Origin of the sequence: Cellulomonas sp. CW35 (genome assembly GCF_052378485.1) — a bacterium.
Lineage (GTDB): Bacteria > Actinomycetota > Actinomycetes > Actinomycetales > Cellulomonadaceae > Cellulomonas > Cellulomonas uda.
In genome coordinates this window covers 1,531,402-1,557,809 of record NZ_CP199000.1, presented here as the reverse complement: position 1 = coordinate 1,557,809, position 26,408 = coordinate 1,531,402, and the positions used below count along the sequence as shown (strand labels likewise).

The following is a 26,408-nucleotide window of genomic DNA, read 5'->3' as shown; positions in this document are numbered from 1 at the left end:
ACCGGAATTGGGGTGGGTCAGGCGTCGATGCGCGCGCGGTCGAGCGCGTGCGCGCCCGCCACGATGAAGTCCTTGCGCGGCGCGACGTCCGAGCCCATCAGCAGCTCGAAGATCTCCTCGGCGCGCTGCGCGGCCTCGACCGTGACCCGGCGCAGGGTCCGGTGGCGCGGGTCCATCGTCGTCTCCGCCAGCTGGTCGGCGTCCATCTCTCCGAGGCCCTTGTAGCGCTGGATGTCGTCCTTGTAACGCTTACCGGCCTTGTCGAGCTTCTTGAGCGTCGCCGCGAGCTCGGCCTCCGAGTACGTGTAGATGTACTTGTCGCCGTCGCCGCGCACGCCCGTGAGCTCGATGCGGTGCAGCGGCGGGACCGCCGCGTACACCCGACCGTTCTCCACGAGCGGGCGCATGTACCGGAAGAACAGCGTCAGCAGCAGCGTGCGGATGTGCGCACCGTCGACGTCGGCGTCCGTCATCAGCACGATCTTGCCGTAGCGCGCCGCCTCCAGGTCGAACGTGCGCCCCGAGCCCGCGCCGATCACCTGGATGATCGCCGCGCACTCCGCGTTCTTCAGCATGTCCGTGACGGACGCCTTCTGGACGTTGAGGATCTTGCCGCGGATCGGCAGCAGCGCCTGGAAGTCCGACGAGCGCGCGAGCTTGGCGGTGCCGAGCGCCGAGTCTCCCTCGACGATGAACAGCTCGCTGCGCTCCACGTCGTCGATCCGGCAGTCCGCGAGCTTGGCCGGCAGCGACGACGACTCCAGCGCGTTCTTGCGCCGCGAGATCTCCTTCTGCTTGCGCGCGGACAGGCGCGCGCGCATCTCGCCGACGACCTTCTCGAGCAGCGCCGCCGAGTGCGCCTTGTGCTCACGCCTGCTCGAGGAGAACAGCGCCGTGATCTCGCTCTCGACGACCTTGCTCACGATGCCGCGCACCGGTCCCGTGCCCAGGACCTCCTTGGTCTGGCCCTCGAACTGCGGCTCCGCGAGGCGGACCGTCAGCACCGCGGTCATCCCCGCGAGCACGTCCTCCTTCTCGATGCGCTCGGTCGCCGCGTCCTTCGCGCTGATCTTGAGCTTGCGCGCGTTCGCCTCGACCTGCTTGCGCAGCGTCTTGAGCAGCCCCGCCTCGAAGCCGGCCTGGTGCGTGCCGCCCTTGGGCGTCGAGATGATGTTGACGAACGTGCGCAGCTCCGTGTCGTAGCCGGTGCCCCAGCGCAGCGCGACGTCGACCTCGCACGTGCGCTGCACCTCGCGCGGCGTCATGTGGCCCTTCTCGTCGAGCACCGGGACCGTCTCGGTGAACGTGCCCGAGCCCGTGAGGTGCCACGTGTCGGTCACCGGTGCGTCGGGCGCGAGGTGGTCGACGAAGTCGACGACGCCGCCCGTGTGGCAGAACGTCTCCTCGTGCGGCCCGTGCTCGCCGGGCGTGCCGGCGAGCCCGCGCTCGTCGCGCACGACGATCGTCAGGCCCGGGACCAGGAAGCTCGTCTGCCGGGCGCGCGTCACGAGCTCGTCGTACGCGAACACCGCGGACTTCGGGAAGATCTGCCGGTCGGCCCAGTACCGCACGCGCGTCCCGGTGCGCGCCTTCGCGACCTTGCCGACGACCGCGAGCTCCGAGCCCGAGACGAACGGCTCGAACGGCGACTCGGGTGTCCGGCCCGCCGAGTCGTCGTAGACGCCCGGCTCGCCGCGGTGGAACGTCATGCGGTGCGTCCGGCCCTCGCGGTCGACCTCCACGTCGAGACGCGACGACAACGCGTTGACGACCGAGGCGCCCACGCCGTGCAGACCGCCCGACGCGCCGTACGAGCCGCCGCCGAACTTGCCGCCCGCGTGCAGCTTGGTGAACACGACCTCGACGCCCGTGAGCCCCGTCTTGGGCTCGACGTCGACGGGGATGCCACGTGCGTTGTCCCGGACCTCGACCGACGAGTCCGCGTGCAGCACGATGTCGATGCGGTCGCCGTGGCCGGCGAGCGCCTCGTCGACCGCGTTGTCGATGATCTCCCAGAGGCAGTGCATGAGCCCGCGGCTGTCCGTCGTGCCGATGTACATGCCCGGGCGCTTGCGGACGGCCTCGAGACCTTCCAGCACCGACAGGTGCCGAGCGGTGTAGTCCGAGCGGGAGGAGGTCGTCGTCACGCGTGCGATGGTAGTCGCGCCCACCCACGCTCCCCCGCTCGCCATGCCGGGCGCGACGCACCGTGACACGCGGGACGTCCGCACCCGCAGCCCGGCGACCTGCGCGGCGTGCGCCGAAGGTCCCTTGCGTGTCGCGTCCGTCACGATCGTGTGACGTTCGGGTACGCGGTGAGCGAACCACCCGCCCTCGAGGGGATGCATCCAGCGCCCGGATGGTTGTATGGGGATGTGACAGCGACGACGACCCCCCAGCTCACCGCCGCCGACCGCTGCGACCGGTGCGGTGCACAGGCCTATGTCCGCGTCGTGCTCCCCGTGGGCGAGCTGCTGTTCTGCGCGCACCACGCGCGCGAGCACGCCCCGAAGTTCGCCGAGCTGGCGACCGAGGTGCACGACGAGACCGACCGACTTCTCGAGGAGCACGGCGCCGGCGCAGTGCGCTGACGCGTTCTCGTCGACCCGCTCGACGAGCGCTCTCGACGACTGTCTCGACGACGAGGCCCGGACCGCGAAGGTCCGGGCCTCGTCGTCGTCCACCCCTCGTGTCGCACGCCCGTGTCCGGCCGCCCGCCCGTCGCGCGCCCCGGTCGGCACATCAGCGTCTCGCAGCCCGGCACGACCTGTGAGGGAATGACCCGTGACGGAACGACCCGTGACGGCACGAGCCCCCGCACCGGACTGGTGCGGGGGCTCGTTCGGCGTGCGTGCGGTGCGACGGCCCTGAGGGCCGACGGGCCGACGCGTCAGTCCAGGTAGTCGCGCAGGACCTGCGAGCGCGACGGGTGGCGCAGCTTGGACATCGTCTTGGACTCGATCTGACGGATCCGCTCACGCGTCACGCCGTAGACCTTGCCGATCTCGTCGAGCGTCTTGGGCTGGCCGTCGGTCAGGCCGAAGCGCATCGACACGACGCCCGCCTCGCGCTCGCTGAGCGTGTCGAGGACCTGGTGCAGCTGCTCCTGCAGGAGCGTGAAGCTCACGGCGTCCGCGGGCACGACGGCCTCGGAGTCCTCGATGAGGTCACCGAACTCGCTGTCGCCGTCCTCGCCGAGAGGCGTGTGCAGCGAGATCGGCTCGCGGCCGTACTTCTGGACCTCGACGACCTTCTCGGGCGTCATGTCCAGCTCCTTGGCCAGCTCCTCCGGCGTGGGCTCGCGGCCCAGGTCCTGGAGCATCTGGCGCTGCACGCGGGCGAGCTTGTTGATGACCTCGACCATGTGCACCGGGATGCGGATGGTGCGCGCCTGGTCGGCCATCGCACGCGTGATCGCCTGGCGGATCCACCACGTCGCGTAGGTCGAGAACTTGTAGCCCTTGGTGTAGTCGAACTTCTCGACCGCACGGATCAGACCGAGGTTGCCCTCCTGGATCAGGTCCAGGAAGAGCATGCCGCGGCCCGTGTACCGCTTGGCGAGCGAGACGACGAGGCGCAGGTTCGCCTCGAGCAGGTGGTTCTTGGCGCGACGACCGTCGCCCGCGATCCACTCGAGCTCGCGCCGCAGCTTCGGCTCCATCGACACGCCCGAGCCGAGACGCTCCTCCGCGAACAGGCCGGCCTCGATGCGCTTGGCGAGCTCGACCTCCTGCTCGGCGTTCAGCAGCGCGACCTTGCCGATCTGCTTGAGGTAGTCCTTGACCGGGTCGGCCGTGGCACCCGCGGTGACGACCTGCTGCGCGGGTGCGTCGTCGTCGTCCGCGTCGGAGTAGACGAAGCCCGAGTCCTCGGACTCCTCGGTGGCCTTGGCCGCCGGTGCGGCGGGCTTCTCCTCCTCGGCGTCCTCGTCGGCCGCCTCGGCGTCCGGCTCGGCGTCGGCCTCGACCTCGAGCTCCGCCTCGTCGATCTCCTCGATCTCGACGTCCTCGTCGTCCTCGGCCGGCGCGTCGTCGTCGGTGCCCTTGGCCGCGGACTTCGCGCCCTTGGCGGTCGTCTTCGCGCCGCCCTTCGCCGCAGGCTTGGCGGCCGCCTTGCCCGCCGGCTTCGCGGCTGGCTTCGCAGCCGGCTCGTCGTCGTCGGCGGTCGCGACCGCCTTGACGGCCTTCGATGCCGACTTCGTCGCGGGCGCGGCGGCGACCGCCGCCTTCGCGGTGGTGCGGGTCTTGGCGCTGGTCGCAGCGGCGACCCGCGGAGCGGCCGCGTCGCTCACCGTGACGCCCGCCGTGGCCAGGCCCCGGACGACGGCCTTGAGCCGCTTGGCGTCCTCGACGCCGGCCTGCTCGCACGCCGAGCGGACCTCGGCGGCTCCGACGGAGCCGTGGGTACGGCCCCTGACCACGAGGTCCTGCAGCGCAGGGTGCTCGAACTCACGAGGGAGTGCGGGATGCGGGGTCTGGGACGACACGAACGACCTTTCGGCAGCACGACACCGGCGACGAGGCCGGGTGGTAGACGGATATTGTACCGAGCCGACGCCACCGCAGAGTCGTCCTGCGCACACGTGTGCGCGACGACCGGGTGGAGTTCTCGGCGGGAGCCTCGTTGGCGCCGCGGGGGGACGAGCGGTCGGACCGTCGTCGGCGCGCGCGGCACGCAGGTGGAGTCCTCTCACGCGGCCGGTCGGTGGCGACGCCGGGACCTCCACCCCCACCCAACGCACGGACGGCCCGGAGGATTCCCGGCCCGGGAAGACGTGCCGCCGATCACCCGAACGGGCGCACCGAGCGCGACGGACCGAGGCCCCCCGCGACGTCTGGGACCCGAAGCCCCTGACGCGTCAGTGCTTGGGCTTGACCGTCAGGACGGGGCAGGGGGCGTCGAACAGCACGCGCTGGGCGTTGGCCCCGAGGATCAGCTTGCCCACGGGGCTGCGCTGCCGCAGGCCGAGCACCACCAGCTCCGCCCCGGTCTCCTCCGCCGTCGCGATGAGGTCGTCCGCGACGTCCCCGCCGTCGAGCAGCCGCACCTCGTGCGGCACACCCTGTGACGTGAGGTTCGCCGCGACGCTCGCGAGCTCCGACTCGACCAGCGCGCGCTGCTCCGCGGGCTCGTCGGCACGCGAGCTCACGACGACCACCACGCTACGACCACGGATGTTCGCCTCCTGGACCGCCGCGTGCAGGGCGGCGCGACCCTCCGGCGTCGCCAGGTAGCCGACCACGATGCCCATGCTGAGCTCCTTTCGACGCCCGTGCGAGGACCGTACCGCCGCGCGGCCCGTGGCTCCACCTGCGGCGACGCGCGTGGCGTGGCGCGTCGCACCTCGCACCGGCGTGCCGCACCCGCGCGCCGCTACCTCGGCGGGACGTCCCGAGGGTCGGGCGCGTGGTCCGCGCGGCCGTCGTCGATCCCACCGTCGACGCCGGCGTCGGGACCCGGCACGTCGTCGGGCGTGCCCGCGTCCTCCGGCACGTCGTCACGCGTCCAGCCCGGGCCGAGCCCCGCCGAGAGCGCGGATGCCAGCAGCGCCGCGAGCCGGTAGCCCGGGTCGTCGCGCAGGGCACGGTCGAGCAGGATCTGCGCGCGCGCCCCGTCACCGCGCCACCACGCGAGGAGCGCGAGCAGGGACAGCGCGGGGGCCTGCGCGTCACGTCGCCCGTGCGCGACGAGCGCCTCGAGCGTCTCCTCGTGCAGCCGGACGAGCGTCTCGGGCGGGGGCAGCGCCGCGTCCGAGCGCACGATCCGCGCGGTCACCTGCTGCATCGCCGCGTCCACCGAGACGCTGGGCCGCTCGCCCCGCACGCTGCGCTCCGGCAGGTCGCCGACACCGGGCACGAACGAGGCGAGCACCGCGTCCCGCACCCGGCGGTCCTGGAGCCCGGCCTCCAGCCGACCCCACGGCGCGGGCGTCCCCGCCGGCGCGCGTCCCGCGACGAGGTCGACCGCCGACCGCCACGCGGCCACCGCCCCGAGCCGCCAGTGCTCGCACGCGGCCGGCCCGTCGGTCTGCGCCTGCGCGGCGCGTCGCTCCCACCGTTGGCGGGCGCGGGCGACGACGCGCCGACGCTGCGGATCCGCCAGCGGGATGCGCACGAGGTCGTCGCGCGAGCTCGCGACGGTGGCACCCTCGAGCACCATGCGCGCCGAGACCTGCGTCGACTCGAGCTCGCGCAGCGGGCGGCCACCCGGCGGGCAGCACGAGCGCGCGCAGTCGTAGGACAGGTAGCCGGTCGACGTCACCACCCACACGGCGACCTCGCCGAGCGGGGCGTCCGCCGCCTCGCGGTAGTGCGTGACCGCACGCGCCAGCGCGCGCGCCTCGTCGTCGTCGGCCAGCCGCGGGTCGGCGTCGGTGTAGACGACGAGGATCGTGCCCTGCGCCCGGTCGCGGCCCATGACGGCCACCGTCGCCCGCGCGACCTGCGCCCCCACGTCCGGGTCGGCGAGCGCGGGCAGGTCGACACGCATCACCACGCCGACGCGTCCGCGCGGTGCGCGCAGGCTGACCGCGACCGCGCTGTCGCGCGGCCGGAAGCCGAGCCGGTACGGGAGCAGGGAGAGGATCTCGCGGGGCTCGTTCACCCGCAGCGTCGTGGTCGCCGTCATGGCCGCAGCACACCGCACGCGGGGGGCACGCGGGGCGCCGCTCCCCCGGCCTGTGGAACGTGCGGGCAGCCCGGCGGCCTGGGGTCGGGTCGCGGCTACGCTGTCGCGGTGCTCCGGACCACATCACGCGTCGCCGCCCTGGCGGTCGCCGCGCTGCTCGCCGTCAGCGGCTGCACGAGCTCGCAGCCCGCGCGGCTGGACCCGTCGCAGGAGGCGGACGAGCACTCCCTGCTCGCCGAGCCCGCTGTCACCGCCGAGGCGACGTTCGACACGCCGGACGACGAGCACGCGGCCGTCGGCGAGCTCGCCGACGGCTTCCCTGCGGACCTGGTGCCGCTGCCTGCCGACGCGCAGATCCTCGTGTCGTCCGCCGAGGTCGACGCCGACGGCGGGACCACGACCCTCAGCCTCAACCTGCGCACGGCGGTCGAGGCCACCACGCTCATGACGGACCTGCGGCGCGCGCTCACGGACGCCGGCTTCACGGAGGCACCGGTCGCGACGCCGCCGGCGGGGGTCGCGGCGGAGTCGACGTTCGCGCGCAGGTCCGGCGAGGTCCTCACCGTCGCGGTCCTCGACCGTGACGGTGTCCGCACGCTCACGCTCGGCGGCCGCGTGGTGGTCCCCTAGGCTGCCGTGGTGACCCGCCACACCGACCCCTCGTCCGAGTCCACGTCCGACGTGCGCACGCTCGTCGACCTCGAGGACGTCCGCGGCGGGGTCGACGCGCTGCTGGCGGAGCACGTCACGCAGCTGCGCGGCACGCTCGCGGCGATCAGCCCGGAGGCCGACCTCCTCGCCGACGCGGTCGAGAGGATGCTGTCGGGCGGCAAGCGCCTGCGCGCGGCGTTCTGCTGGTGGTCCTGGCGCGCGCACGGCGGCGAGCCGGACGGACCGGACGCCGCGGCGGTCCTGCGCGTGGGCGCGGCCCTGGAGCTGTTCCAGGCGGCGGCACTGTTCCACGACGACGTCATGGACGACTCCGACACGCGCCGCGGCCTGCCCGCCGCGCACCGCGCGTTCGCGGACCTCCACGTCGAGCAGGGCCTGCACGGCGACGCCGTCCGGTTCGGCACCTCCGCGGCGATCCTCCTGGGCGACCTCGCGCTCGTCGCGAGCGAGCAGGAGTTCGCGCGCGCGCTCGAGCCGCTGCCCCTCGCGCGCCAGCAGCGGGCCCGGGCCGTGTTCGACCTCATGCGCACCGAGGTCACGGTGGGCCAGTACCTCGACGTGCTCGCGCAGTCCCAGCCGTGGGGTCGAGACCCGGCCGCCGACGAGCGACGGGCTCGCGAGGTCATCCGGGCCAAGTCGGCGCGGTACAGCGTCGAGCACCCGCTCTCGCTGGGGGCTGCCCTGGCGGACGCGGACGACGACGCGCTCGCGACGGTGCGGGCCGTCGGGCTCCCGCTGGGCGAGGCGTTCCAGCTCCGGGACGACGTGCTGGGCGTGTTCGGCGACCCCGCGACGACGGGGAAGCCGGCGGGTGACGACGTGCGCGAGGGCAAGCGCACGGTTCTCGTCGCGCGTGCGGCGCGGCGGGCACGCGAGCGTGGCGACGCCGCGACGGGTGACCTGCTCGGCGCGAGCCTCGGCGACCGCACGCTCGACGACGCGCAGGTCGCGCGCGTGGCGCGGGCGATCCGCGCGACGGGTGCCGTGGACGAGGTCGAGCGACTGATCGACGACCTGGCGCACGAGGCCCTCTCGCTGCTCGCCGAGCAGCCCTGGCCCGCGCCCGCCGCGGACGTGCTGACGCGGCTCGCGCACGCGGCGGTCGACCGGCGCGCCTGACCGTTACCTGACGGTCACCGCGTCGCGGAGGCCCCGGTCGCGGTGGACGCGCCGGCGGGCGGGAGCTAGAGCTCGGCCTGGGCGCGGCGTCGGACCTCGGTCTTCTGGCCTGCCCGCAGCGCGTCGATCGGCGCGCCGGGCAGGGAGTCGTCCGGCGTGAAGAGCCAGACGATCGCCTCCTCGTCGGAGAAGCCCGCGTCGGCGAGCACCGTCAGCGTGCCCTGGAGCCACGGCAGCGCGGCCCACTCGCCGGTCGCGCCGGCGCCCTGGTGACCGGGCACCAGGAAACGCTCCGGCACCGACAGGACGCGGGGCTCGCCCCGGCGCATGCCGACGAGCTTGCGCTCCTGCAGCAGGCGCCGGACCTTGCCGACGTCGAGGCCGACGCGCTCGGCGACGTCGGGCAGGGTCAACCAGGAGTCGACGAGGGCGTCGGCAGCAGCCGCGTGCGGGTCCAGGGTCTCGCTCACGGTGCCCAGACTACGCAGCGTCCGGGCCGTCGCCGCGCACCCGCCGTCCGGGTGGCGCGCGGGGCTCGGGGTTTCCTCCTCCGGGCGTGTCGGCTAGTTTCACTTCTGTCACATCAGCCACACCAGTCACGCGTCTTGACTCGTGTCACACCGTTCAGGGGGGCGTCATGGCCTCGAGCACCGCAGCCGCACGCCGTTCGCAGACCGCCCGCGCCGAGCGCGACGGTCGTCGGCGGACCGCACGCCGGGCCGCGAGCGGGACGGGTGCCACGCTCGCGCTCGTCGCGATCTCGGTCTCCACCTCCGGAGCCGCGCACGCGGACGACTCCTACACCGTGCGCGACGGCGACACCGTGAGCCACATCGCCACCCGCACCGGCGCGAGCATCGCCGCGATCACGCGCGCCAACGCCCTCGCCGACCCCTCGCGCATCCGCGCCGGGCAGGTGTTGACGATCCCGACCACGTCGTCCCGCTCGGCCGCGCGCCCGACGAGCACCCCGGCGCAGGCGCCCGTGGCGCGGCACGTCGTGCGCGCGGGTGAGACCGTGTCGGGCATCGCCGCGCGGACCGGCACGAGCGTCCGGGCGATCATCGCGGCCAACCGCCTGCGCGCCGACGGCCTCATCATCGAGGGCCAGACCCTGACGATCCCCGGCAGCGGCAGCACCGCGCCGCAGGCACGCACGACCGCCCCGGGGCGGACCTACACCGTCCGCGCCGGCGACACCGTCTCCGGCGTGGCGGCGCGGTTCGGCACGAGCGTCTCCGCCATCGTCTCCGCCAACGGACTCGGCGCGAACGCCATGATCCGGGTCGGGCAGACGCTGCGCCTCGGCGGCGCCGCCTCGTCGACGCCTGCCCCCTCGACGGGACGCCCGCTCGTCGGCTCGACGTTCGAGGGCCGCACCTACGCGCGTGACGTCGTCGACGCCGCCAACGCCAACAAGCGCGCGCTGCTCGCCGCGGGCGTCCCCTCGACGGCGCAGATGCAGGCGAAGGTCGCCGCGACCGCACGGGCCTACGGCCTCGACCCGGCGCTCGCGCAGGCCATCGCGTTCCAGGAGTCCGGGTTCAACCACACGGCCGTCTCCCCTGCCAACGCGATCGGCACCATGCAGGTGATCCCGAGCTCGGGCGACTGGGCGTCGAGCATCGTCGGGCGTCAGCTCGACCTGCTGGACCCCGACGACAACGTCACCGCGGGCGTCGTCATCCTGCGTGCGCTCGTGCGCATGTCGCCGGACCTGCCCAGCGCGATCGCCGGCTACTACCAGGGTGCGGCCTCGGTGCGGAAGTACGGCATGTTCTCGGACACGCGTCGCTACGCCGCGAACGTCCAGACCCTCATGACCCGCTTCCGCTGACCGGCGACGCACCGGTCGGGGACCCGTGAGGGACGCGGTGACGCCGGGCTCCGGGCCGGGCGACGCGCGCGTGACGCTCGCCCCAATACCCGGGCCGAGCGCCCGCCGAACGTAGACTCGCCGCGTGGGAACCGCCGTCACCGATCCGCTCGTCGGCCGTCTGGTCGACGGCCGGTACGAGGTCGTCTCCCGGATCGCGCGCGGCGGCATGGCGACCGTCTACCTCGCGGTGGACCGACGGCTCGACCGTGACGTGGCGCTCAAGGTCATGCACCCCCACCTGGCGGAGGGCGGCTCCGGGGCGGACTTCGTCGCGCGGTTCCGGCGCGAGGCGCGAGCCGCCGCACGCCTCACCCACCCCGGCCTCGTCGCGGTTTACGACCAGGGCGTCGACGGCGAGACCAGCTACCTCACGATGGAGTACGTCGACGGGTCCAACCTGCGCCGACGCCTCGCGGAGCAGGGTGCGCTCACCGTCTCCGAGGCGCTGCGCATCACCGAGTCGGTGCTGGACGCGCTCGCCGCGGCGCACCGGGGCGACCTCGTCCACCGGGACATCAAGCCCGAGAACGTGCTGCTGGCCACGGACGGTCGCATCAAACTCGCCGACTTCGGGCTGGCACGCGCCGTCACCGAGGTCACCTCGACCACCACGGGAACGGTCCTGGGCACGGTCGCGTACCTCGCGCCCGAGCTCGTCGTGCGCGGCGCGAGCGACGCCCGCACCGACGTCTACGCCTGCGGGATCCTGCTGTTCGAGATGCTCACGGGCCGCCAGCCCTTCGTCGGCGAGACGCCCATCCAGGTCGCCTACCAGCACGTCAACAGCGACGTGCCCGCACCGTCCGACGACCTCGAGTGGCTCCCCGTCGAGGTCGACGACCTGGTCCGCGCGCTCGCCGCACGCGATCCCGACGACCGGCCGGTCGACGCGGCCGCCGCGGTCGGCCTCCTGCGCCGCGCCCGCGGTGAGCTCGACGACGCCACGCTCTCGCGCCGCGCGGACGTCGCCCCGTCGATCGTGCTCCCCGCCGCGACGGACCCCGACGAGACGCCCCTGCCCGACGGCGCGGACGCGGTCCCCGGCGACGACGGCTCGACCGTCCGCATCGAGGACCTGCCGCGCGGCTCGACGGTCGCGCTCCCGATCGGGCTGGGCACCGGCGGCTCCGGACCTCGCGCGATCGCGCCGGCCGCCGCCGCGCCCGCTCCCGCTCGTCGACCGCGTCGCCGGCTGCTCGCCGCGGTGCTCGCCCTGCTCGTGGCGCTCGGGCTCGGGGGCGCGGGCTGGTGGTACGTGGTGGCCGGGCCCGGCGCCTACACGACCGTGCCCGAGATCGCGGGATCGAGCGCCGAGGCCGCGCGTGCCGCGCTCACCGCCGTCGGGCTCGAGTCCACGACCACCTCCGAGTTCTCGAGCGACGTCGCCAAGGGCCTCGTCGTCACGAGCGATCCCGCGCCGGGCGACAAGGTCCGCAAGGACGGGACGGTCGAGGTCACCCTCTCCAAGGGACCCGACTACGTGGACGTCCCGGACGGGGTCGTCGGCACGCTCCAGGCGGACGCCGAGGCCGCGCTCGTGGCGGCGGACCTCGAGGTCGAGTACGCCGACCCGGTCTACGACGACAAGGCGGGGCTGGGCGTCGTCGTCGCGGCCGAGCTCCCCGACGGCACCCCGGCGAAGGCCGGTGAGCGCACGATCCGGCACACCGTCGTGACGCTGACCACCTCCAAGGGTCCTGCGCCCGTGACCGTCACCTCCCAGGTCGGCGCCGCCGCCGACGCGGCCGCGAAGCAGCTCAAGGGCGACGGCCTCAAGGTCCGCACGACCGAGGAGTTCAGCTCCGACGTCAAGGCCGGCGTCGTGATCCGGCAGTCGCCCGAGGGCGGCACCCGGGGGCACCGGGGCGACACCGTGACGCTCGTCGTGTCGAAGGGACCCGAGCTGTTCAAGGTGCCGGACGTCATGCGCAACGGCATCGGGTCGGCGACGGACACGCTCAAGGCCGCCGGCTTCGAGGTCGAGGTCAGGCACGCCGCGACGTACTTCGGCCTCGGGTTCGTGGTCGGTCAGGAGCCCGGGGGCGGGTCGATGCACCCCAAGGGCACGGTCGTCGTCCTCACGATCACCTGACGACGACGGAGGGTCGGACCGCCCGAGAGCGGACCCGACCCTCCGTCGCACGCGCGCAGGTCAGCGCACGTGGTCAGCGCACGTGTCAGGCCGAGCGCAGCAGCTCGCCCACCTGGAACGCCAGCTCCAGCGACTGCTGGTGGTTCAGACGCGGGTCCACGAGGGTCTCGTACCGCTCCGCGAGCCGCTCGTCGTCGATCTCGACCGAACCGCCGAGCACCTCGGTCACGTCGTCACCGGTGAGCTCGATGAGCAGGCCGCCGGGCACGGTGCCGAGCGCGCGGTGCACCTCGAAGAACCCCGCGACCTCGTCCATGACGTCCGTGAACCGGCGCGTCTTGTACCCGGTCGCGGACGTGATCCCGTTGCCGTGCATCGGGTCGCACACCCAGGTGACCGGGCGCCCGTCGGCCGCGACCTTCTCGACGAGGCCCGGCAGCAGGTCACGGACCTTGCCCGCACCCATACGGGTCACGAACGTGATCCGGCCGGCCTCACCGGTCGGGTTGAGCTTGTCGAGCAGAGCGAGCGCGTCGTCCGCCGAGGCGGTCGGGCCGAGCTTCACACCGATCGGGTTCTGCAGGCGCGAGAAGAAGTCGACGTGCGCCCCGTCGAGCTGACGCGTGCGCTCGCCGATCCACACGAAGTGGGCCGAACAGTCGTACGGCAGGCCCGTGCGCGAGTCGATCCTCGTGAGCGGCCGCTCGTAGTCGAGCAGCAGCCCCTCGTGGCTGGAGTAGAAGTCGACCGTGCGCAGCTGGTCGAAGTCGGCGCCGCACGCCGCCATGAACCGGATGGCGCGGTCGATCTCCGCGGCCAGCACCTCGTACCGCGCGTACGCGGGGGTCTTGGTGAAGCCGCGGTTCCACTCGTGCACCCGCAGGAGCGACGCGAAGCCGCCCGTCGTGAACGCACGGATGAGGTTCAGCGTCGCGGCGGACGTGTGGTACGCCTCGAGCAACCGCTGCGGGTCCGGCGTGCGCGCCTCGGGCGTGAAGTCGAACCCGTTGACGATGTCGCCGCGGAACGCCGGCAGCGTCACCCCGTCGCGGGTCTCCGTGTCCGACGAGCGCGGCTTGGCGTACTGGCCCGCCATGCGCCCGATCTTCACGACCGGCATGCTCGCGCCGTACGTCAGCACGACCGCCATCTGCAGGATCGTCTTGATCTTGTTGCGGATGTTGTCGGCGGTCGCCTCGGCGAACGTCTCGGCGCAGTCGCCCCCGACGAGGACGAACGCCTCACCCCGGCCCGCGGCCGCGAGCTGGGCGCGCAGCGCGTCGGCCTCGCCCGCGAACACGAGCGGCGGGAGCGACGCGAGCTTGTCGGTCGCGCGCGTCAGCGCGTCCGCGTCGGGCCAGACCGGTTGCTGCACGACGGGCAGTGAGCGCCACGCGTCGAGCCCCTCGACGACCGTGGGGTCGGGGGTGACGCTCACTCGTGACTCGCCGGGACCAGGGGCTGGCCGATGTCCGCCAGCAGCTCACCGAACCAGGGCTGCGACACGTCGAACGCCTTGCCGCCCGCGATGCGCGGGAACTCGATCGCGCGCAGCACGTCGCCGCGCTCCTCGTCGTGCCCGATCACACCGGCCTCGCCGCGCAGGGCGCACTCGACCGCGAGATCCGTCATCGACTTGATGAGGCGCAGGTCCTCGGCGTTCGCCGCAGCGGCGCGCGAGTAGTAGCCCGACTTCTGGACCATGACCTTCTCGGCGCCGAGCTTCTCCGCGAACTGCTTCGCGAACCACTGGCCCGGGTTGATCGTGTCGAGCTTGACGTGGCCGAACGGGTCCCGCTCCGGGGGCGTGCCCGCGGCCGTGAGCTGCTCGACGATCTCGTGCATGCCCGCACCCTCCGACAGGAAGATGTTGACGTTGCCCTGCGTGTCCATGACGGCCTTGAGGCGCTCCGCCTCGGCGTCGATGTCGATCGCGAGCTCGGGCACGAAGACGGCGTGGACGTCCCAGCGCTCACGCGTCAGGCCGATGCCGGGGACCCACTGCTGCTGGTCGAGCCACTTGCGGTACTCGACCGCGGCGGCCGCGGTCAGCCAGCCGCAGTGCCGGCCCATGACCTCGTGCACGATGAGCATGCGGGGGCCGCTGCGGTGCTCGCCGATGATGTTCGCCGCGAAGCCCGCGGCCTCCTCGGCGGCGGTCCAGGCGCCCAGCGACTGACGGATCGGCACCACGTCGTTGTCGATCGTCTTGGGCAGGCCCACGACGGTCAGGCCGTAGCCGTTGTCCGCGAGGTAGGCGGCGAGGTCCGCCGCGGTCGTGTTGGTGTCGTCGCCACCGATCGTGTGGAGCACGTCGACGCCGTCCGCCTTGAGCTGCTCGGCCGCGACCTGCAGCGGGTCCTGGCCCTCGGCGACGAGGCCGCGCTTGACGCAGTCCTTCGCGTTCGTCAGCTTGACGCGCGAGTTGCCGATCGGCGAGCCACCGAAGCGGTGCAGGATGCCGGCGTTCTTGCGGGTCTCGGCGTCGACGACGATCTTGTCGCCCCGCAGCAGCCCGTAGTACCCGTGCTCGTACGCGATGATCTCGACGTCGGGCGCGATCTCGGTGTAGCGCTCGATGAGCCCACCGACGGCGGACGAGAGGCACGGGGCGAAGCCACCCGCGGTGAGGAGGGCGACGCGACGGACCGACATGACAGGCACCTTCCGTTGAGCTGCAGGACGACCCTGCGGGAACGCCGCGACCCTAGGCCGCGGCCGCACGGCGCGACCGGGACCTTCTACGGGGGACGGCGGGACTATCGGCTGTACTCGGGGCCGGGCTCGCGGGCACGTCCCGCGGCTCGACGACGACCGTGCACGACGGACGTCCGGCTCATCCTACTGACGGCTCGCCCTCGTCCTTCGGGGGGACCGGAACCTGGACGTCGGGCGCGGGGCGACCGCCCGGGGCCGCGGTGCGCGGCTCGGTGTCCGCGGGCTGCGCGTCGGCCACGCCGGCCGCGATGCGCGCCTTCTGCGTGGCCGCGTACACGTCGACGTACTCCTGCCCGGACAGGCTCATGATCGCGTACATGATCTCGTCGGTGACCGACCGCAGGATGAAGCGGTCGTTCTCCATGCCCTTGTAGCGCGAGAAGTCGAGCGGCTCGCCCACGACCATGCCGATGCGCATGATCTTGGGGATCGTGCGCCCGAGCGGCTGCGCGACGTTCGTGCCGATCATGGCGACGGGGATGACCGGCGCCCCCGACTCGAGCGCGAGGCGCGCGACGCCCGTCTTGCCGCGGTACAGCCGGCCGTCGGGGCTGCGGGTGCCCTCCGGGTAGATCCCGAACAGGTCGCCCTCCTCGAGGCGGCGCAGGCCGGTGCGCAGGGCGGCCTCCGAGGCCTTGCCGCCACCGCGGTCCACGGGGATCGTCCCGACGCCGCGCATGAAGCCCGCGGTCAGCCGGCCTTTGACGCCGCGGCCCGAGAAGTACTCCTGCTTGCCGATGAACACGAGCTCGCGGTCCAGCATCAGCGGGAGGAAGAACGAGTCGATCACCGCGAGGTGGTTGCTCGCCAGGATCGCCGCGCCCTGGCTGGGGATGTTCTGCTCGCCCCGGATCCACGGCCGGTACACCAGGTGCAGCAACGGACCCACGAAGACCCGCTTCATCAACCAGTAGAACAAGGGTTCACCTTCCTGCACCGTCGGCGGCACCCGCCGCCGGACGACCCTCGGCCGCCCGTGCGGACCGCCAGGACCGCTGGACCGACTCTAGAGTGCTCTCATGGCTGCTCGCTCCGACCGACCCGACGAGCGACCCGACGAGCGACCCGACGAGCATGCGGACGCGCGTCCCGACGGGACGCCCGCGCACCCCTCCGACGACGACGCGACGGGCCGCACCGCGGGGCCGGACCCGGACGCCCCCGTCGCCGACGACGACTGGGCGAGCATCGTCGCGCAGCTCGGCGACGTCGAGACCGCGGCGGAGAGCGCGGCCCGGGGCGGCCTCGACTTCCCGGTGGCACCGGGCGTCGACTCGCCGTTCGACGCCGCGCGTGTCGTCCGCCCCGCTGCGGGCCCAGACACGCCGCGCGACCCGCTCGCCTCCGCCAGCGGACGCGACTGGGACGGCACCTCGCAGTACGACGAGGCCGAGGACGACCTCGACGCGCAGGACGGCTTCGTCCCGCCCGACCCGGGCCCCGTGCTCGGCGGGGACCCGCTCCTCACGATGGCCTGGTTCGCGGCGGCCGGCATGCCCCTGCTCCTGCTCGTCATCCTCATCGCGTGGCGCGACGCCCCCGCCGCGCTCGCCCAGGCGGCGTGCATCGTGTTCGTCCTGGGCGTCGCGGTGCTGGTGTGGCGGATGCCGCAGCGCCGCGAGCGCCAGGACGACGACGGGGCGGTCGTCTAGCCGCCCCGGACCGGCGTCAGAGGCGGGCGAGGTCGGCCGCGCCGACGATGCCCGCGTCGTTGCCCATGGACGCGACGACGATGGTCGCCTCCGGACGGTGCCCGCGCGCCGAGAGCTGGTCCGCGAACCCCTTGCGTGCCGGCTCGAGGACGAGGTCCCCGGCCGCGGCCACGCCGCCGCCGATCACGATCATCGCGGGGTCGAGCAGCGCCGCGACGGACGCCGCGCCCTCCCCCACCCACCGGCCGAGCTCCGCGAGCAGGTGCACCGCGAGCTCGTCGCCCTCCTGCGCCGCCTGCGTCACGTGCGGGCCGACGATCTTCTCGGCCGAACCGCCGGCGAGCTCCAGGATGCGGGTCGCGCGGTCCGGGTGGGCGACCGCGGCCGCCTGCGCGTCGCGCACCAGCGCGCTGCCGGACGCGTACTGCTCCCAGCAGCCCTCGTGCCCGCAGCCGCAGTAGTGGCCGCCGGGCACGACCCGCATGTGGCCGACCTCGGCCGCGACACCCGCGAAGCCACGCACCAGCGCGCCGTTGGAGACCACCGCACCGCCGAGGCCCGTGCCGATCGTCAGGGTCAGCATGTCGTCCACGTCGCGCGCCGCGCCGAACCGGAACTCGGCCCAGCCCGCGGCGTTCGCGTCGTTCTCGACGACGATCTCGACCTTGTCCTCGACGAGCGCGGCGATCCGGTCCCGCAGCGGGTAGTCACGCCACGCGATGTTCGGCGCGAACAGCACACCCGAGCGGTCCGCCGCGACGAAGCCCGCAGCGGCGAGGCCGATCGCGCCGACCTTGTGCTCGACCGCGAGCTCGGCGTACGCGTCCGCGATCGCCGCGTCGATGCTCGCGACGTCGTCGGGCTCGGTGTCACGTCGCGTCTGCGCCAGGATCCGACCCTCGTCGTCGACCACACCGACGGCGATCTTCGTCCCGCCGATGTCCACCCCGATGGCGTGCATGCGTCTCGTGCTCCCGATGAGTGTGTGCTGCGGCCACGGCAGGAGCCGTGGTCGGTGGTGTGCGGCCGCGTGCTGCGAGGCCTCGGCGGACGCGTTGACGGCGCATCCCCGGCGCCCCCACGCTAGCGCCAACCCGCGGGGGGTCGTGCGTGAGTCCGTCCGGGCGACCTCGTGAGGCTAACGCGCGCCGGAGGCCGACCACCTGGACGGACGTCCCGTATCCTCGTCGGACCCGTCGCCACTGCCAATGGAGCCAGAATGGTCGAGTACAGCACACCTCTGCTCGTCGAGATCGCGCCTGACCGCAACCTCAACGACCTGTTCGCCGAGCGCCTCGCCGCGGACCCGGACGGCGTCGTCGTCGAGCACAAGACGGAGCAGAGCGGCCCCTGGATCCCGATCACCGCACGCGAGCTCGACGCCGAGATCGTGGCCGTCGCGAAGGGCCTGGTCGCCAAGGGCGTCGAACCGGGCGACCGCGTCGGCATCATGTCGCGCACCCGCTACGAGTGGACGCTGCTCGACTGGGCGATCTGGGCGGCCGGCGCCATCCCGGTGCCGATCTACGAGACGTCGTCGGCCGAGCAGGTGTCCTGGATCCTCACGGACGCCGACGTCAGCGTGCTCGTCGTCGAGAACGAGGCGAACGCGGCGACGGTCGACGAGGTCCGCGCCGAGGCGCCCGGGCTCCGCGAGGTGCTGACGATCGACGCGGGCGCGATCGAGACGCTGGTCGCCGCGGGTGCCCAGGTCGCCGACGACGAGGTCGCGCGCCGCCGGTCGTCCGCCGAGCTCTCGAGCGTCGCGACCGTGATCTACACCTCGGGCACGACCGGTCGCCCCAAGGGCGTCGAGCTGACGCACGGCAACTTCTACGAGCTCACCGTCAACGCGGTCGAGGGGCTCAAGGAGGTCGTCTCCGACCCGGGCGCGCGCACGCTGCTGTTCCTCCCCATGGCGCACGTGTTCGCGCGGTTCATCCACGTGCTGTGCATCCCCGCGGGCGCGGTGCTCGGCCACTCGTCCGACACGCGCACGCTGCTCGAGGACCTCGGCAGCTTCCGGCCGACGTTCGTGCTAGCGGTCCCCCGCGTGTTCGAGAAGGTCTACAACGGCGCCGAGCAGAAGGCCGCCGCGGGCGGCAAGGCCGCGATCTTCCAGCGCGCCGCCAAGACCTCGATCGTCTACTCGCGTGCGCTCGACGACCCCAAGGGCCCCAGCCCGTGGCTGCGCCTGCAGCACAAGGTCGCCGACGTGCTCGTCCTGCACAAGATCCGGGCGCTGCTCGGCGGGCAGGCACGGTGGGCGATCTCGGGGGGCGCGCCGCTCGGCGAGCGGCTCGGGCACTTCTACCGGGGCGTGGGGCTCAACGTCCTCGAGGGCTACGGCCTCACCGAGACGACCGCGCCCGCCACGGTCAACCTGCCCTCCCGGACGAAGATCGGGACCGTCGGCGTGCCGCTGCCCGGCACGTCCGTGCGCATCGCCGACGACGGCGAGGTCGAGGTCAAGGGCATCCAGGTGTTCCGCGGCTACCACGCCAACGAGGCGGCGACCACGGAGTCCCTCTCGGACGGCTGGTTCCGCACCGGCGACCTCGGCTCGCTCGACGACGAGGGCTTCCTGGCCATCACGGGCCGCAAGAAGGAGATCATCGTGACCGCCGGCGGCAAGAACGTCGCGCCCGCGGTGCTGGAGGACCGGCTGCGTGGGCACCCGCTGATCAGCCAGGTCGTCGTCGTGGGCGACCAGCGCGCCTACATCGGGGCGCTCGTCACGCTCGACCCCGAGGGCGTCCCCGGCTGGCTGACCGCGCACGGCAAGCCCGCCCTCACGCTCGAGGAGGCCGCGCAGGACCCCGACGTCCTCGCCTCGATCGACAAGGCCGTCGCGCGCGCGAACAAGGCCGTCTCGCGTGCCGAGTCGATCCGCCGCTACCGCATCCTCGACACCGACCTCACCATCGCGAACGGGTACCTCACGCCGAAGCTCAGCGTGAAGCGCGCGGTCGTCCTCAAGGACTTCGCGGCGGACGTCGAGGCGCTGTACGACCCGACGACCGGCGGGCACGACGTCGGCTGACGGCGCCGCGCGTCGGGTGCACTGACGACGGGCGGGCGGCGAGGTCCCACGGATCTCCCGCCCGCCCGTCGTCGTCGCGACCGTCGTCGTCGCAACCCTCGTCGTCGCACCCGTCGTCGTCGCACCCGTCGTCCTGCCTCGCGCGTCAGCCGCCCTCGGCCATGCGCAGCGGCGGCACCAGCCGCAGGTCGGACAACGTGCCCAGGGCCGCCCGCTCCGCCTCGTCGAGCTCGAACGCCGGCGGGCCGACCCGCGCGGCCGCGTCCCCACCGCCGGTGCGCTCGGCGCCGCGCCGGCGGGGCACCTCGAGGACGAACGTGACGACGCAGTCGGCGCAGGCGGCCGGGCGGGCGGTGCACCCCTCGCAGTCGATGATCATGAGCCGGACGCTAGGGCCGACCTCCGACACGCCCGGGACACGCCTGGCGCCCGCGCGTGGCGCCGGTCGCTCAGGCGTGCCGCAGCCGTGCGACGAGCGTGGCCGACGGCACCACGTACGCACCCCGCGCCTCGACGTCGCGCGCCACCTCCTGGTCGCTCGTGACGACGACCACCACACGTCCGGTCGGCTCGGCCTGCACCAGCCGACGGATGAGGTCGTCGGCGATCTCCCCCACCGAGAACCGCACCCGCACGCCGTGGGCGAGCGTGCCCGGTGCGAGCGGCGTCGGGCGGCCGTCGAAGCAGCACGTGACCTCCGCCCCGGTGCGCGTCGCGAGGCCCGCGAGGCCGTCGACGAGCATGCGTCGCTGCCGCTCCAGCGTGAGCTCGGCGTACCCCGTCTTCGTGACGTTGTAACCATCCACGACGAGGTGCGCGCGCGGCTGCCGCAGCAGCTCGTCGAGCAGCCCGGGGTCGTCGACGTGCCGCCCGCGCGACCCCAGCCGCGCGGGGGCAGCCTCCTGCGCCGGTGCGACGAGGTCCGCGGGCAGCTCGCTCGCCGGTGGGAGCGCCAGCTCCGTGCGCAACCCGCTCGCCGCGTCGACGATCGTGTCCAGCAGCAGCCGCACGCGCACGTCGGCGAGCTTGCGGGCCACCCGCAGCTCCGCGCGCGCCGCGGTCCGCTCCGCGTCGGCCGCTCGTCGCTCGTCACCCGCCACCTCGAGCGCGGTCGCCGCCTCGTCACGCGCGGCACGGGCCTGCGCGAGCTCCTCGGCGGCCTGCTCGAGCGCGCGACGTCCCTCCGCACGCGCGCGGTCGGCGTCCGAGCGGAGCCTGCGCGCCTGCTTGCGCAGCGTGGCCAGCTCCTCGAGTGCGGCGTCGCGCTCGGCACGCACGCGTTCGAGCTCGTCCCGGGCGCGCGCGGCCGCGTCGGGCGGCGTGGCGGGGCCGGTGCGGTGCGGTGCGGTCGCGGTGGACGGCAGCAGCGCGCGCCAGTCGGCGCCCAGCAGCCACGCCCCGGCCGCGGCAGCGAGGGACGGCGCAGGGGCCGCGACGGGCGGCCCCTGCGGCTCACGGTCCTGCTCACGGTCGGGCTCGTGCTCCGGCTGGTCGCCGGGCTCGTCGTCGGGCTCGTGTTCCGGCTGGTCGCCGGGCTCGTCGTCCGGCTCGTGGGGTCTCGCGGGCGCGCCCAGCGCGGCCGCGAGGTCCGGGTGCTCACCCGCCCACGTGCGCGCGGCGCGCGAGCGGAAGTGCTCGTCGTCCAGCGCGGACCACAACGGGACGGCACCCGCGGACGCGCGCTTCGCCGGGGCGAACGCCGCGACGCGCCGCAGCGACGGCGGGACCGCGCTCGGGTCGTACCCCGCGAGCGTGCGGGCGGCGACCGCGACGAGCTCGGCCCGCAGCGACGCCGGGACCTGCGCGTCGACCACCATGGCGTCACCCTAGGCCGCGCCTCGGGTGCACGCGCGCAGTCCGCGGGCGCGTCGTCGGGAGCCGACCGGGACGCGACACGCGGCGCACGCCCGGCGGGGCGTGTCGGAGCGCGGGGGTACGGTCCGGGACATGCGCTCGAGCCTGCACCGCCTGCGACCCGTCTGGGTCGGGGACCCGGTGCCGGGACCCGGTGCGACGCCGGGCGCGGGCGGGCCGGCGCCCGTGCAGCTCGCGCTCGACGAGATCGGCACGCCGCTCTCCGAGGTGACGTTCGTGGTCGTCGACCTCGAGACGACGGGCGGCACGCCCGCGGAGTGCGGCATCACGGAGATCGGTGCGGTCAAGGTGCGCGGCGGCGAGGTGCTCGGCGAGTTCCAGACCCTGGTGGACCCCGGCGGCCCCGTGCCCCCGTTCATCCAGGTCCTCACCGGCATCACGTCGTCGATGCTCGTCGGCGCCCCGCCCGTCGAGGAGGTCCTGCCCTCGTTCCTGGAGTTCGCCCGCGGCAGCGTCCTCGTCGCGCACAACGCGCCGTTCGACGTCGGGTTCCTGCGGGCCGCGGCCGCGCGCACGGGTCATCCGTGGCCCGGCTACCGGGTCGTCGACACGGTGCGCCTCGCGCGCCGCGTCGTGACCCGCGACGAGGCCCCCAACCACAAGCTCGGGACGCTCGCCGCACTGTTCGGCGCGCGGGTGACGCCGAACCACCGCGCGCTCGAGGACGCGCGCGCGACGGTCGACGTGCTCCACGCGCTGCTCGGACGCCTCGGCCCGCTGGGCGTCACGCACCTCGAGGACCTCGCGACCGCGACCGACCCGGTCCCCCAGGAGGTCCGGCGCAAGCGCACGCTCGCCGACGGGCTGCCCGACGCGCCCGGTGTCTACCTGTTCCGCGGCCCGAACGAGGAGGTCCTGTACGTCGGGACCTCGACGACGTCGTTGCGCACGCGCGTGCGCTCGTACTTCACGTCGTCGGAGAAGCGTGGTCGCATCCAGGAGATGGTGCGCATCGCCGAGCGCGTCGACCCCGTGGTTTGCGCGACGCCGCTGGAGGCGCGGGTGCGCGAGCTGCGGCTCATCGCCGAGCACTCGCCGCGCTACAACCGTCGCTCGCGGTTCCCCGAGCGGATGCCGTGGGTCCGGCTGACGAGCGAGCCCTACCCCCGCCTGTCCGTGGTGCGCGAGGTGCGCGACGAGCCGGGCGCCGCCTACATCGGCCCGTTCGGCTCGCAGTCGTCCGCGCAGCTCGCGCTCGAGGCGCTGCACGAGTCCTTCCCGGTGCGGCAGTGCACGCGCCGCCTGCCGCTCGTCGCCACCCCCGGCACGTCCGCGTGCGCGCTCGCCGACATGGGCCGGTGCGGTGCGCCCTGCGTCGGCGGGCAGGACGCCACCGGGTACGCGGCCGTCACCGACCGTGTGCGCTCCGCCATGCTGGGCGACCCCGCGCCCGTCGTCGGGGCGCACGCCGAGCGGATCGACGCGCTCGTCGCGCAGCAGCGCTACGAGGAGGCCGCCACCGTGCGCGACCGGCTGGGCGCGTTCCTGCGCGGTGCCGCTCGCGCGCAGCGGGTCGGCCCCGTCGCGCGGTGTGCCGAAGTGGTCGCGGCGCGCCGCAGCGACGACGGGGGCTGGGAGATCGTCCTGGTCCGCCACGGCCGGCTCGCCGCGACGGCCCGCGTCGACCGCGCGACGGACCCGCGGCCCACCATCGCGACGCTGCGCGCCACCGCCGAGCACGTCCCGGCACCTGTGCCCCCGGCGGCAGCCGCGCACCCCGAGGAGGCAGACCTCGTGCTCGACTGGCTCGAGCGTCCGGGCGTCCGCATCGTCGACGTCGTGGGCGTCTGGGCGCTCCCGGTGCGCACAGCGCTCGGTGACGTCGAGCCGGCGGCCGCGATCGCCGCGCACGCCGCCGCGGTCGCGGGCCACGACGTGGCGAGCGCCGAGGTCGCCCTGCGGCCCTCCGCCGACGGCACGACGCCCGTGGACCTCGCACGCGCGGTGGCCGACGCGCCGGGCGTGATGCCGCGCACGGCCTGACCGGTGCGCGGCATGATGGCGCCATGCTGACCGCCATCGTCCTCATCGAGACCGACGCCGCCCGGATCCCCGAGGTCGCCTCGCAGATCGCCGACATCCGCGGCGTCAGCGAGGTCTACTCGGTGACCGGCGAGGTGGACCTCATCGCCCTCGTCCGCGTGCGCGAGCACGACGACCTCGCCGACGTCATCGCCGACAGGGTGAGCAAGGTCGAGGGCGTGCTGCGCACGCAGACCTACATCGCGTTCCGCACCTACAGCCAGCACGACCTCGACCAGGCGTTCGCGCTGGGGCTCGAGGACTGACGTCGCCCGGCGCTCCCCGGCCGCGTCTGCCGCGTGATCAGGCGCTCGCGCGCCGCCAGCGCTCCAGCGACTCCCGCGCGGCCCCCGAGTCGACGGACGCGCGTGCGTGCTCCACGCCCGCGGTCAGACGCTCGAGGAGCGTGCCCTCGCCCGTCCCGGGCAGCGTGCCGTCCGCGACGAGCGCGGCCGCCGCGTTGAGCAGCACGGTCTCGCGCACCGGTCCCGGCGCGCCGTCGAGCAGTGCCCGGGCGACGCCGGCGTTGTAGCCCGCGTCGGCGCCGCGCAGCTCCGCCAGCTCGACGCGCGCGACCCCGAGGTCAGCCCAGTCGACGACGTGCTCGACAACCTCACCGTCGGACACGTGCCAGATGCGGGTCGGGGCCGTCGGGGCGATCTCGTCGAGGCCGTCCTCGCCGCGGAACACGAGCGCGCTGACGCCGCGGCGCGCGAGCACGCCCGCGATGAGCGGCCCCATCCGCCCGTCCCCGACGCCGATCGCGGCCGCCGGTGGCTGCGCCGGGTTCGTCAGCGGACCGAGGAAGTTGAAGGCCGTGGCGATGCCCAGACCGGCGCGCGCCACGGCGGTGTGCCGGAAGGACGGGTGGAACACCTGCGCGAAGCAGAACGTGATGCCCGCCTCGGCCGCGATCTGCGCGACGCGCTCGGGCGTGTGGTCCAGGCGGATCCCGAGCTGCTCGAGGACGTCCGCGGAACCCGACGAGGACGACGCGGCACGGTTGCCGTGCTTGACGACGCGCAGCCCCGTGCCCGCGATGACGAGGGACGCCATCGTCGAGATGTTGACGGTGTGCGCGCGGTCGCCGCCCGTGCCGACGATGTCGACCGTCCGGCCGGGCACCTCGATGCGGTGGGCGTGCGCGAGCATGGTCTCGGCGAGCCCGGTGAGCTCGTCGACCGTCTCACCCTTGGCCCGCAGGCCCACGAGGAACCCCGCGATCTGCACCGGCGACGCCTCGCCGCGCATGATCTCGTCCATCGCCCATGACGCCTGCTGCGCGGTGAGGTCCTGACCGGCGACGAGACCCGTCAGGAGGTCCGGCCACGTGGCGGCGGGGCTCATCCGGCGACGGCCTGCGCGGCGAGCAGCTCGACGACCGTGCGGTGCAGCTCCAGCGGGTCGAGGGGCCGGCTGACGGTCGCGTCGGCGTTCGACCACGACGCGAGCCACGCGTCCTGCGGGCGGCCGGTCAGCACCAGCACCGGAGGGCAGCGGTAGACCTCCTCCTTGAGCTGGCGACCCAGACCCATGCCGCCGAGCTTGTCGGCCTCGCCGTCGAGCACGAGCAGGTCGACGCCGCCGGCCTCCGTCGCGGCGACGACCGCCGCAGGGGTCGCGGTCTCGACCCAGTCGATAGCAGGGGCCCCGTGCTGCAGGCGCGGACCGAGCGCGAGCCGCACCTGGGCGCGCACGTCCACGTCGTCGCTGTAGAGGACGATCCGCGGTCCGGGGGTCGCGGCGGCCTGGTCCTGGGCGGTGCTCATGGTGCTTCCTCACTCGTCGTCGACGTGCGTCGAACGCATCTTGGCACGGCGTGACGCGGGACACGACGACCCCGGCGGGCCGGCGGGCGGCTGGACCGGCCCGCAGGGCCTCGCGAGACCCCGTCGCCGCCTGTTCACCGGCTCCGCACGGGACGCGCGCAGCGGCTCCACCGGACGAACGCACGGCCCGACACGCCGGGAGTTCATGACGATGTGACATTTACCGCCCGCCGCGCCTGGGCCCAATGACCCATGCGGACGCCGCATCGGCCATAATGGCCAGCGTGTCGACCGCAACGGCTGCCCCTCGCTCTGCCCCCCACGTGAGCGTCAACCGACCGAACCCCGTCTCGGTCGGCACGATCGTGTGGCTCGCCAGCGAGCTCATGTTCTTCGCCGGACTCTTCGCCATGTACTTCACCGTGCGCGCTGCCGTGCCCGAGGAGTTCGCGGAGCAGACCGCCAAGCTCAACCTCACCTTCGCGGCGATCAACACGACCGTCCTGGTGCTGTCGTCGGTGACGTGCCAGATGGGCGTGTGGGCCGCCGAGCGCTTCCAGCCCGTGCGGAGCGGCTCGCTCCTGCAGGTCAACCGCTGGGGCATGAACGAGTGGATGACGCTCACGTACCTCATGGGCGCCTTCTTCATCGGCGGCCAGGTCTTCGAGTACGCCGAGCTGGTGCACGAGGGCCTGACGATCTCGTCCAGCGCCTACGGCTCCGTGTTCTACCTGACGACCGGCTTCCACGGCCTGCACGTCGTGGGCGGCCTCATCGCCTTCCTGTTCCTGCTCGGCCGCTCGTTCTCGGCCAAGCGGTTCGGGCACCACGAGGCGACGACGGCGATCGTGACCTCGTACTACTGGCACTTCGTCGACGTCGTCTGGATCGCGCTGTTCGCGGTCATCTACCTGCTGCGCTGACGCAGCACCGCCCCTGC

The 26,408-nt window shown here is 73.9% G+C and carries 23 protein-coding genes; 10 read left to right on the top strand and 13 right to left on the bottom strand.

Annotated elements, in window-relative coordinates:
* Positions 1-17: 17 nt before the first annotated feature.
* The gene (locus ACT17Q_RS07195) at positions 18-2,147 is read right to left on the bottom strand and encodes a DNA gyrase/topoisomerase IV subunit B (protein WP_141319405.1); all 2,130 of its coding nucleotides are present in this window, start codon (positions 2,145-2,147) and stop codon (positions 18-20) included.
* A gap of 195 nt (positions 2,148-2,342) precedes the next feature.
* Between ACT17Q_RS07195 and ACT17Q_RS07190 the strand changes: the two genes are divergently transcribed.
* Positions 2,343-2,591, top strand: a complete 249-nt coding sequence (locus tag ACT17Q_RS07190) for a DUF7455 domain-containing protein (RefSeq protein ID WP_444665367.1) — start codon at positions 2,343-2,345, stop codon at positions 2,589-2,591.
* 299 nt (positions 2,592-2,890) lie between these two features.
* Here ACT17Q_RS07190 and ACT17Q_RS07185 read toward each other — a convergent pair whose 3' ends face one another.
* From ACT17Q_RS07185 to ACT17Q_RS07175, 3 genes are all read right to left on the bottom strand, one after another.
* Positions 2,891-4,486: an RNA polymerase sigma factor gene (locus ACT17Q_RS07185; protein ID WP_444665218.1), complete on the bottom strand. Its 1,596-nt coding sequence runs from the start codon at positions 4,484-4,486 to the stop codon at positions 2,891-2,893.
* Positions 4,487-4,858: 372 nt separating this feature from the next.
* Complete coding sequence (locus tag ACT17Q_RS07180) at positions 4,859-5,251, bottom strand: universal stress protein (RefSeq protein WP_444665217.1); 393 nt, start codon at positions 5,249-5,251, stop codon at positions 4,859-4,861.
* Positions 5,252-5,373: 122 nt separating this feature from the next.
* Positions 5,374-6,627 carry a DUF4192 domain-containing protein gene (locus tag ACT17Q_RS07175; RefSeq protein ID WP_198303535.1) on the bottom strand — a complete coding sequence of 418 codons (1,254 nt, stop codon included), beginning with the start codon at positions 6,625-6,627 and terminating at the stop codon, positions 5,374-5,376.
* 108 nt (positions 6,628-6,735) lie between these two features.
* Here ACT17Q_RS07175 and ACT17Q_RS07170 point away from each other — a divergent pair, with 108 nt between their 5' ends.
* Both ACT17Q_RS07170 and ACT17Q_RS07165 read left to right on the top strand, forming a co-directional pair.
* The gene (locus tag ACT17Q_RS07170) at positions 6,736-7,257 is read left to right on the top strand and encodes a hypothetical protein (protein WP_141319401.1); all 522 of its coding nucleotides are present in this window, start codon (positions 6,736-6,738) and stop codon (positions 7,255-7,257) included.
* Positions 7,258-7,266: 9 nt separating this feature from the next.
* Complete coding sequence (locus tag ACT17Q_RS07165; RefSeq protein ID WP_244937675.1) at positions 7,267-8,418, top strand: polyprenyl synthetase family protein; 1,152 nt, start codon at positions 7,267-7,269, stop codon at positions 8,416-8,418.
* Positions 8,419-8,483: 65 nt separating this feature from the next.
* Here ACT17Q_RS07165 and ACT17Q_RS07160 read toward each other — a convergent pair whose 3' ends face one another.
* Positions 8,484-8,888: an Rv2175c family DNA-binding protein gene (locus tag ACT17Q_RS07160; RefSeq protein WP_232514677.1), complete on the bottom strand. Its 405-nt coding sequence runs from the start codon at positions 8,886-8,888 to the stop codon at positions 8,484-8,486.
* Positions 8,889-9,055: 167 nt separating this feature from the next.
* On the opposite strand from ACT17Q_RS07160, the gene ACT17Q_RS07155 reads away from it, so the two are divergent.
* The gene (locus ACT17Q_RS07155; protein ID WP_094180208.1) at positions 9,056-10,255 is read left to right on the top strand and encodes a LysM peptidoglycan-binding domain-containing protein; all 1,200 of its coding nucleotides are present in this window, start codon (positions 9,056-9,058) and stop codon (positions 10,253-10,255) included.
* A 124-nt stretch (positions 10,256-10,379) separates the two neighbouring features.
* Entirely contained in the window at positions 10,380-12,389 is a 2,010-nt protein-coding gene (gene pknB, locus ACT17Q_RS07150) for a Stk1 family PASTA domain-containing Ser/Thr kinase (protein WP_094180209.1), read from the top strand.
* A gap of 85 nt (positions 12,390-12,474) precedes the next feature.
* Here the strand turns inward: pknB and ACT17Q_RS07145 are convergent, their stop codons facing one another.
* The 3 genes from ACT17Q_RS07145 to ACT17Q_RS07135 form a co-directional block, all read right to left on the bottom strand.
* Positions 12,475-13,827: a class II 3-deoxy-7-phosphoheptulonate synthase gene (locus ACT17Q_RS07145; protein ID WP_094180210.1), complete on the bottom strand. Its 1,353-nt coding sequence runs from the start codon at positions 13,825-13,827 to the stop codon at positions 12,475-12,477.
* A complete protein-coding gene (locus tag ACT17Q_RS07140) occupies positions 13,824-15,044 on the bottom strand; it encodes a pyrophosphate--fructose-6-phosphate 1-phosphotransferase (protein WP_141319399.1) in 1,221 nt (406 codons plus the stop codon). The genes ACT17Q_RS07145 and ACT17Q_RS07140 overlap by 4 nt, the downstream gene beginning before the upstream one ends.
* 181 nt (positions 15,045-15,225) lie before the next feature.
* Positions 15,226-16,011: a lysophospholipid acyltransferase family protein gene (locus ACT17Q_RS07135; protein ID WP_141319432.1), complete on the bottom strand. Its 786-nt coding sequence runs from the start codon at positions 16,009-16,011 to the stop codon at positions 15,226-15,228.
* A gap of 115 nt (positions 16,012-16,126) precedes the next feature.
* On the opposite strand from ACT17Q_RS07135, the gene ACT17Q_RS07130 reads away from it, so the two are divergent.
* Positions 16,127-16,759 carry a hypothetical protein gene (locus tag ACT17Q_RS07130; RefSeq protein WP_444665216.1) on the top strand — a complete coding sequence of 211 codons (633 nt, stop codon included), beginning with the start codon at positions 16,127-16,129 and terminating at the stop codon, positions 16,757-16,759.
* Positions 16,760-16,775: 16 nt separating this feature from the next.
* On the opposite strand, the gene ACT17Q_RS07125 is transcribed toward ACT17Q_RS07130, so the two are convergent.
* Positions 16,776-17,720, bottom strand: a complete 945-nt coding sequence (locus ACT17Q_RS07125; RefSeq protein WP_094180214.1) for an ROK family glucokinase — start codon at positions 17,718-17,720, stop codon at positions 16,776-16,778.
* Positions 17,721-17,978: 258 nt separating this feature from the next.
* Here ACT17Q_RS07125 and ACT17Q_RS07120 point away from each other — a divergent pair, with 258 nt between their 5' ends.
* Positions 17,979-19,802 (top strand): AMP-dependent synthetase/ligase, encoded by a 1,824-nt coding sequence (locus tag ACT17Q_RS07120; protein ID WP_094180215.1) that lies wholly within the window; start codon positions 17,979-17,981, stop codon positions 19,800-19,802.
* A gap of 145 nt (positions 19,803-19,947) precedes the next feature.
* Here the strand turns inward: ACT17Q_RS07120 and ACT17Q_RS07115 are convergent, their stop codons facing one another.
* Both ACT17Q_RS07115 and ACT17Q_RS07110 read right to left on the bottom strand, forming a co-directional pair.
* Positions 19,948-20,181 (bottom strand): hypothetical protein, encoded by a 234-nt coding sequence (locus ACT17Q_RS07115; protein WP_094180216.1) that lies wholly within the window; start codon positions 20,179-20,181, stop codon positions 19,948-19,950.
* A 70-nt stretch (positions 20,182-20,251) separates the two neighbouring features.
* Positions 20,252-21,619 (bottom strand): NYN domain-containing protein, encoded by a 1,368-nt coding sequence (locus ACT17Q_RS07110; protein ID WP_444665215.1) that lies wholly within the window; start codon positions 21,617-21,619, stop codon positions 20,252-20,254.
* Positions 21,620-21,749: 130 nt separating this feature from the next.
* Here ACT17Q_RS07110 and ACT17Q_RS07105 point away from each other — a divergent pair, with 130 nt between their 5' ends.
* Entirely contained in the window at positions 21,750-23,660 is a 1,911-nt protein-coding gene (locus tag ACT17Q_RS07105; RefSeq protein WP_444665214.1) for a DEDD exonuclease domain-containing protein, read from the top strand.
* 23 nt (positions 23,661-23,683) lie between these two features.
* A complete protein-coding gene (locus ACT17Q_RS07100; protein WP_094180219.1) occupies positions 23,684-23,965 on the top strand; it encodes an Lrp/AsnC family transcriptional regulator in 282 nt (93 codons plus the stop codon).
* A 37-nt stretch (positions 23,966-24,002) separates the two neighbouring features.
* On the opposite strand, the gene trpD is transcribed toward ACT17Q_RS07100, so the two are convergent.
* Entirely contained in the window at positions 24,003-25,046 is a 1,044-nt protein-coding gene (gene trpD / locus ACT17Q_RS07095) for an anthranilate phosphoribosyltransferase (RefSeq protein ID WP_094180220.1), read from the bottom strand.
* Complete coding sequence (locus tag ACT17Q_RS07090; RefSeq protein WP_141319387.1) at positions 25,043-25,468, bottom strand: response regulator transcription factor; 426 nt, start codon at positions 25,466-25,468, stop codon at positions 25,043-25,045. The genes trpD and ACT17Q_RS07090 overlap by 4 nt, the downstream gene beginning before the upstream one ends.
* A 275-nt stretch (positions 25,469-25,743) precedes the next feature.
* Between ACT17Q_RS07090 and ctaE the strand changes: the two genes are divergently transcribed.
* Positions 25,744-26,391: an aa3-type cytochrome oxidase subunit III gene (gene ctaE, locus ACT17Q_RS07085; RefSeq protein ID WP_094180222.1), complete on the top strand. Its 648-nt coding sequence runs from the start codon at positions 25,744-25,746 to the stop codon at positions 26,389-26,391.
* The last annotated feature ends 17 nt before the right edge of the window (positions 26,392-26,408 follow it).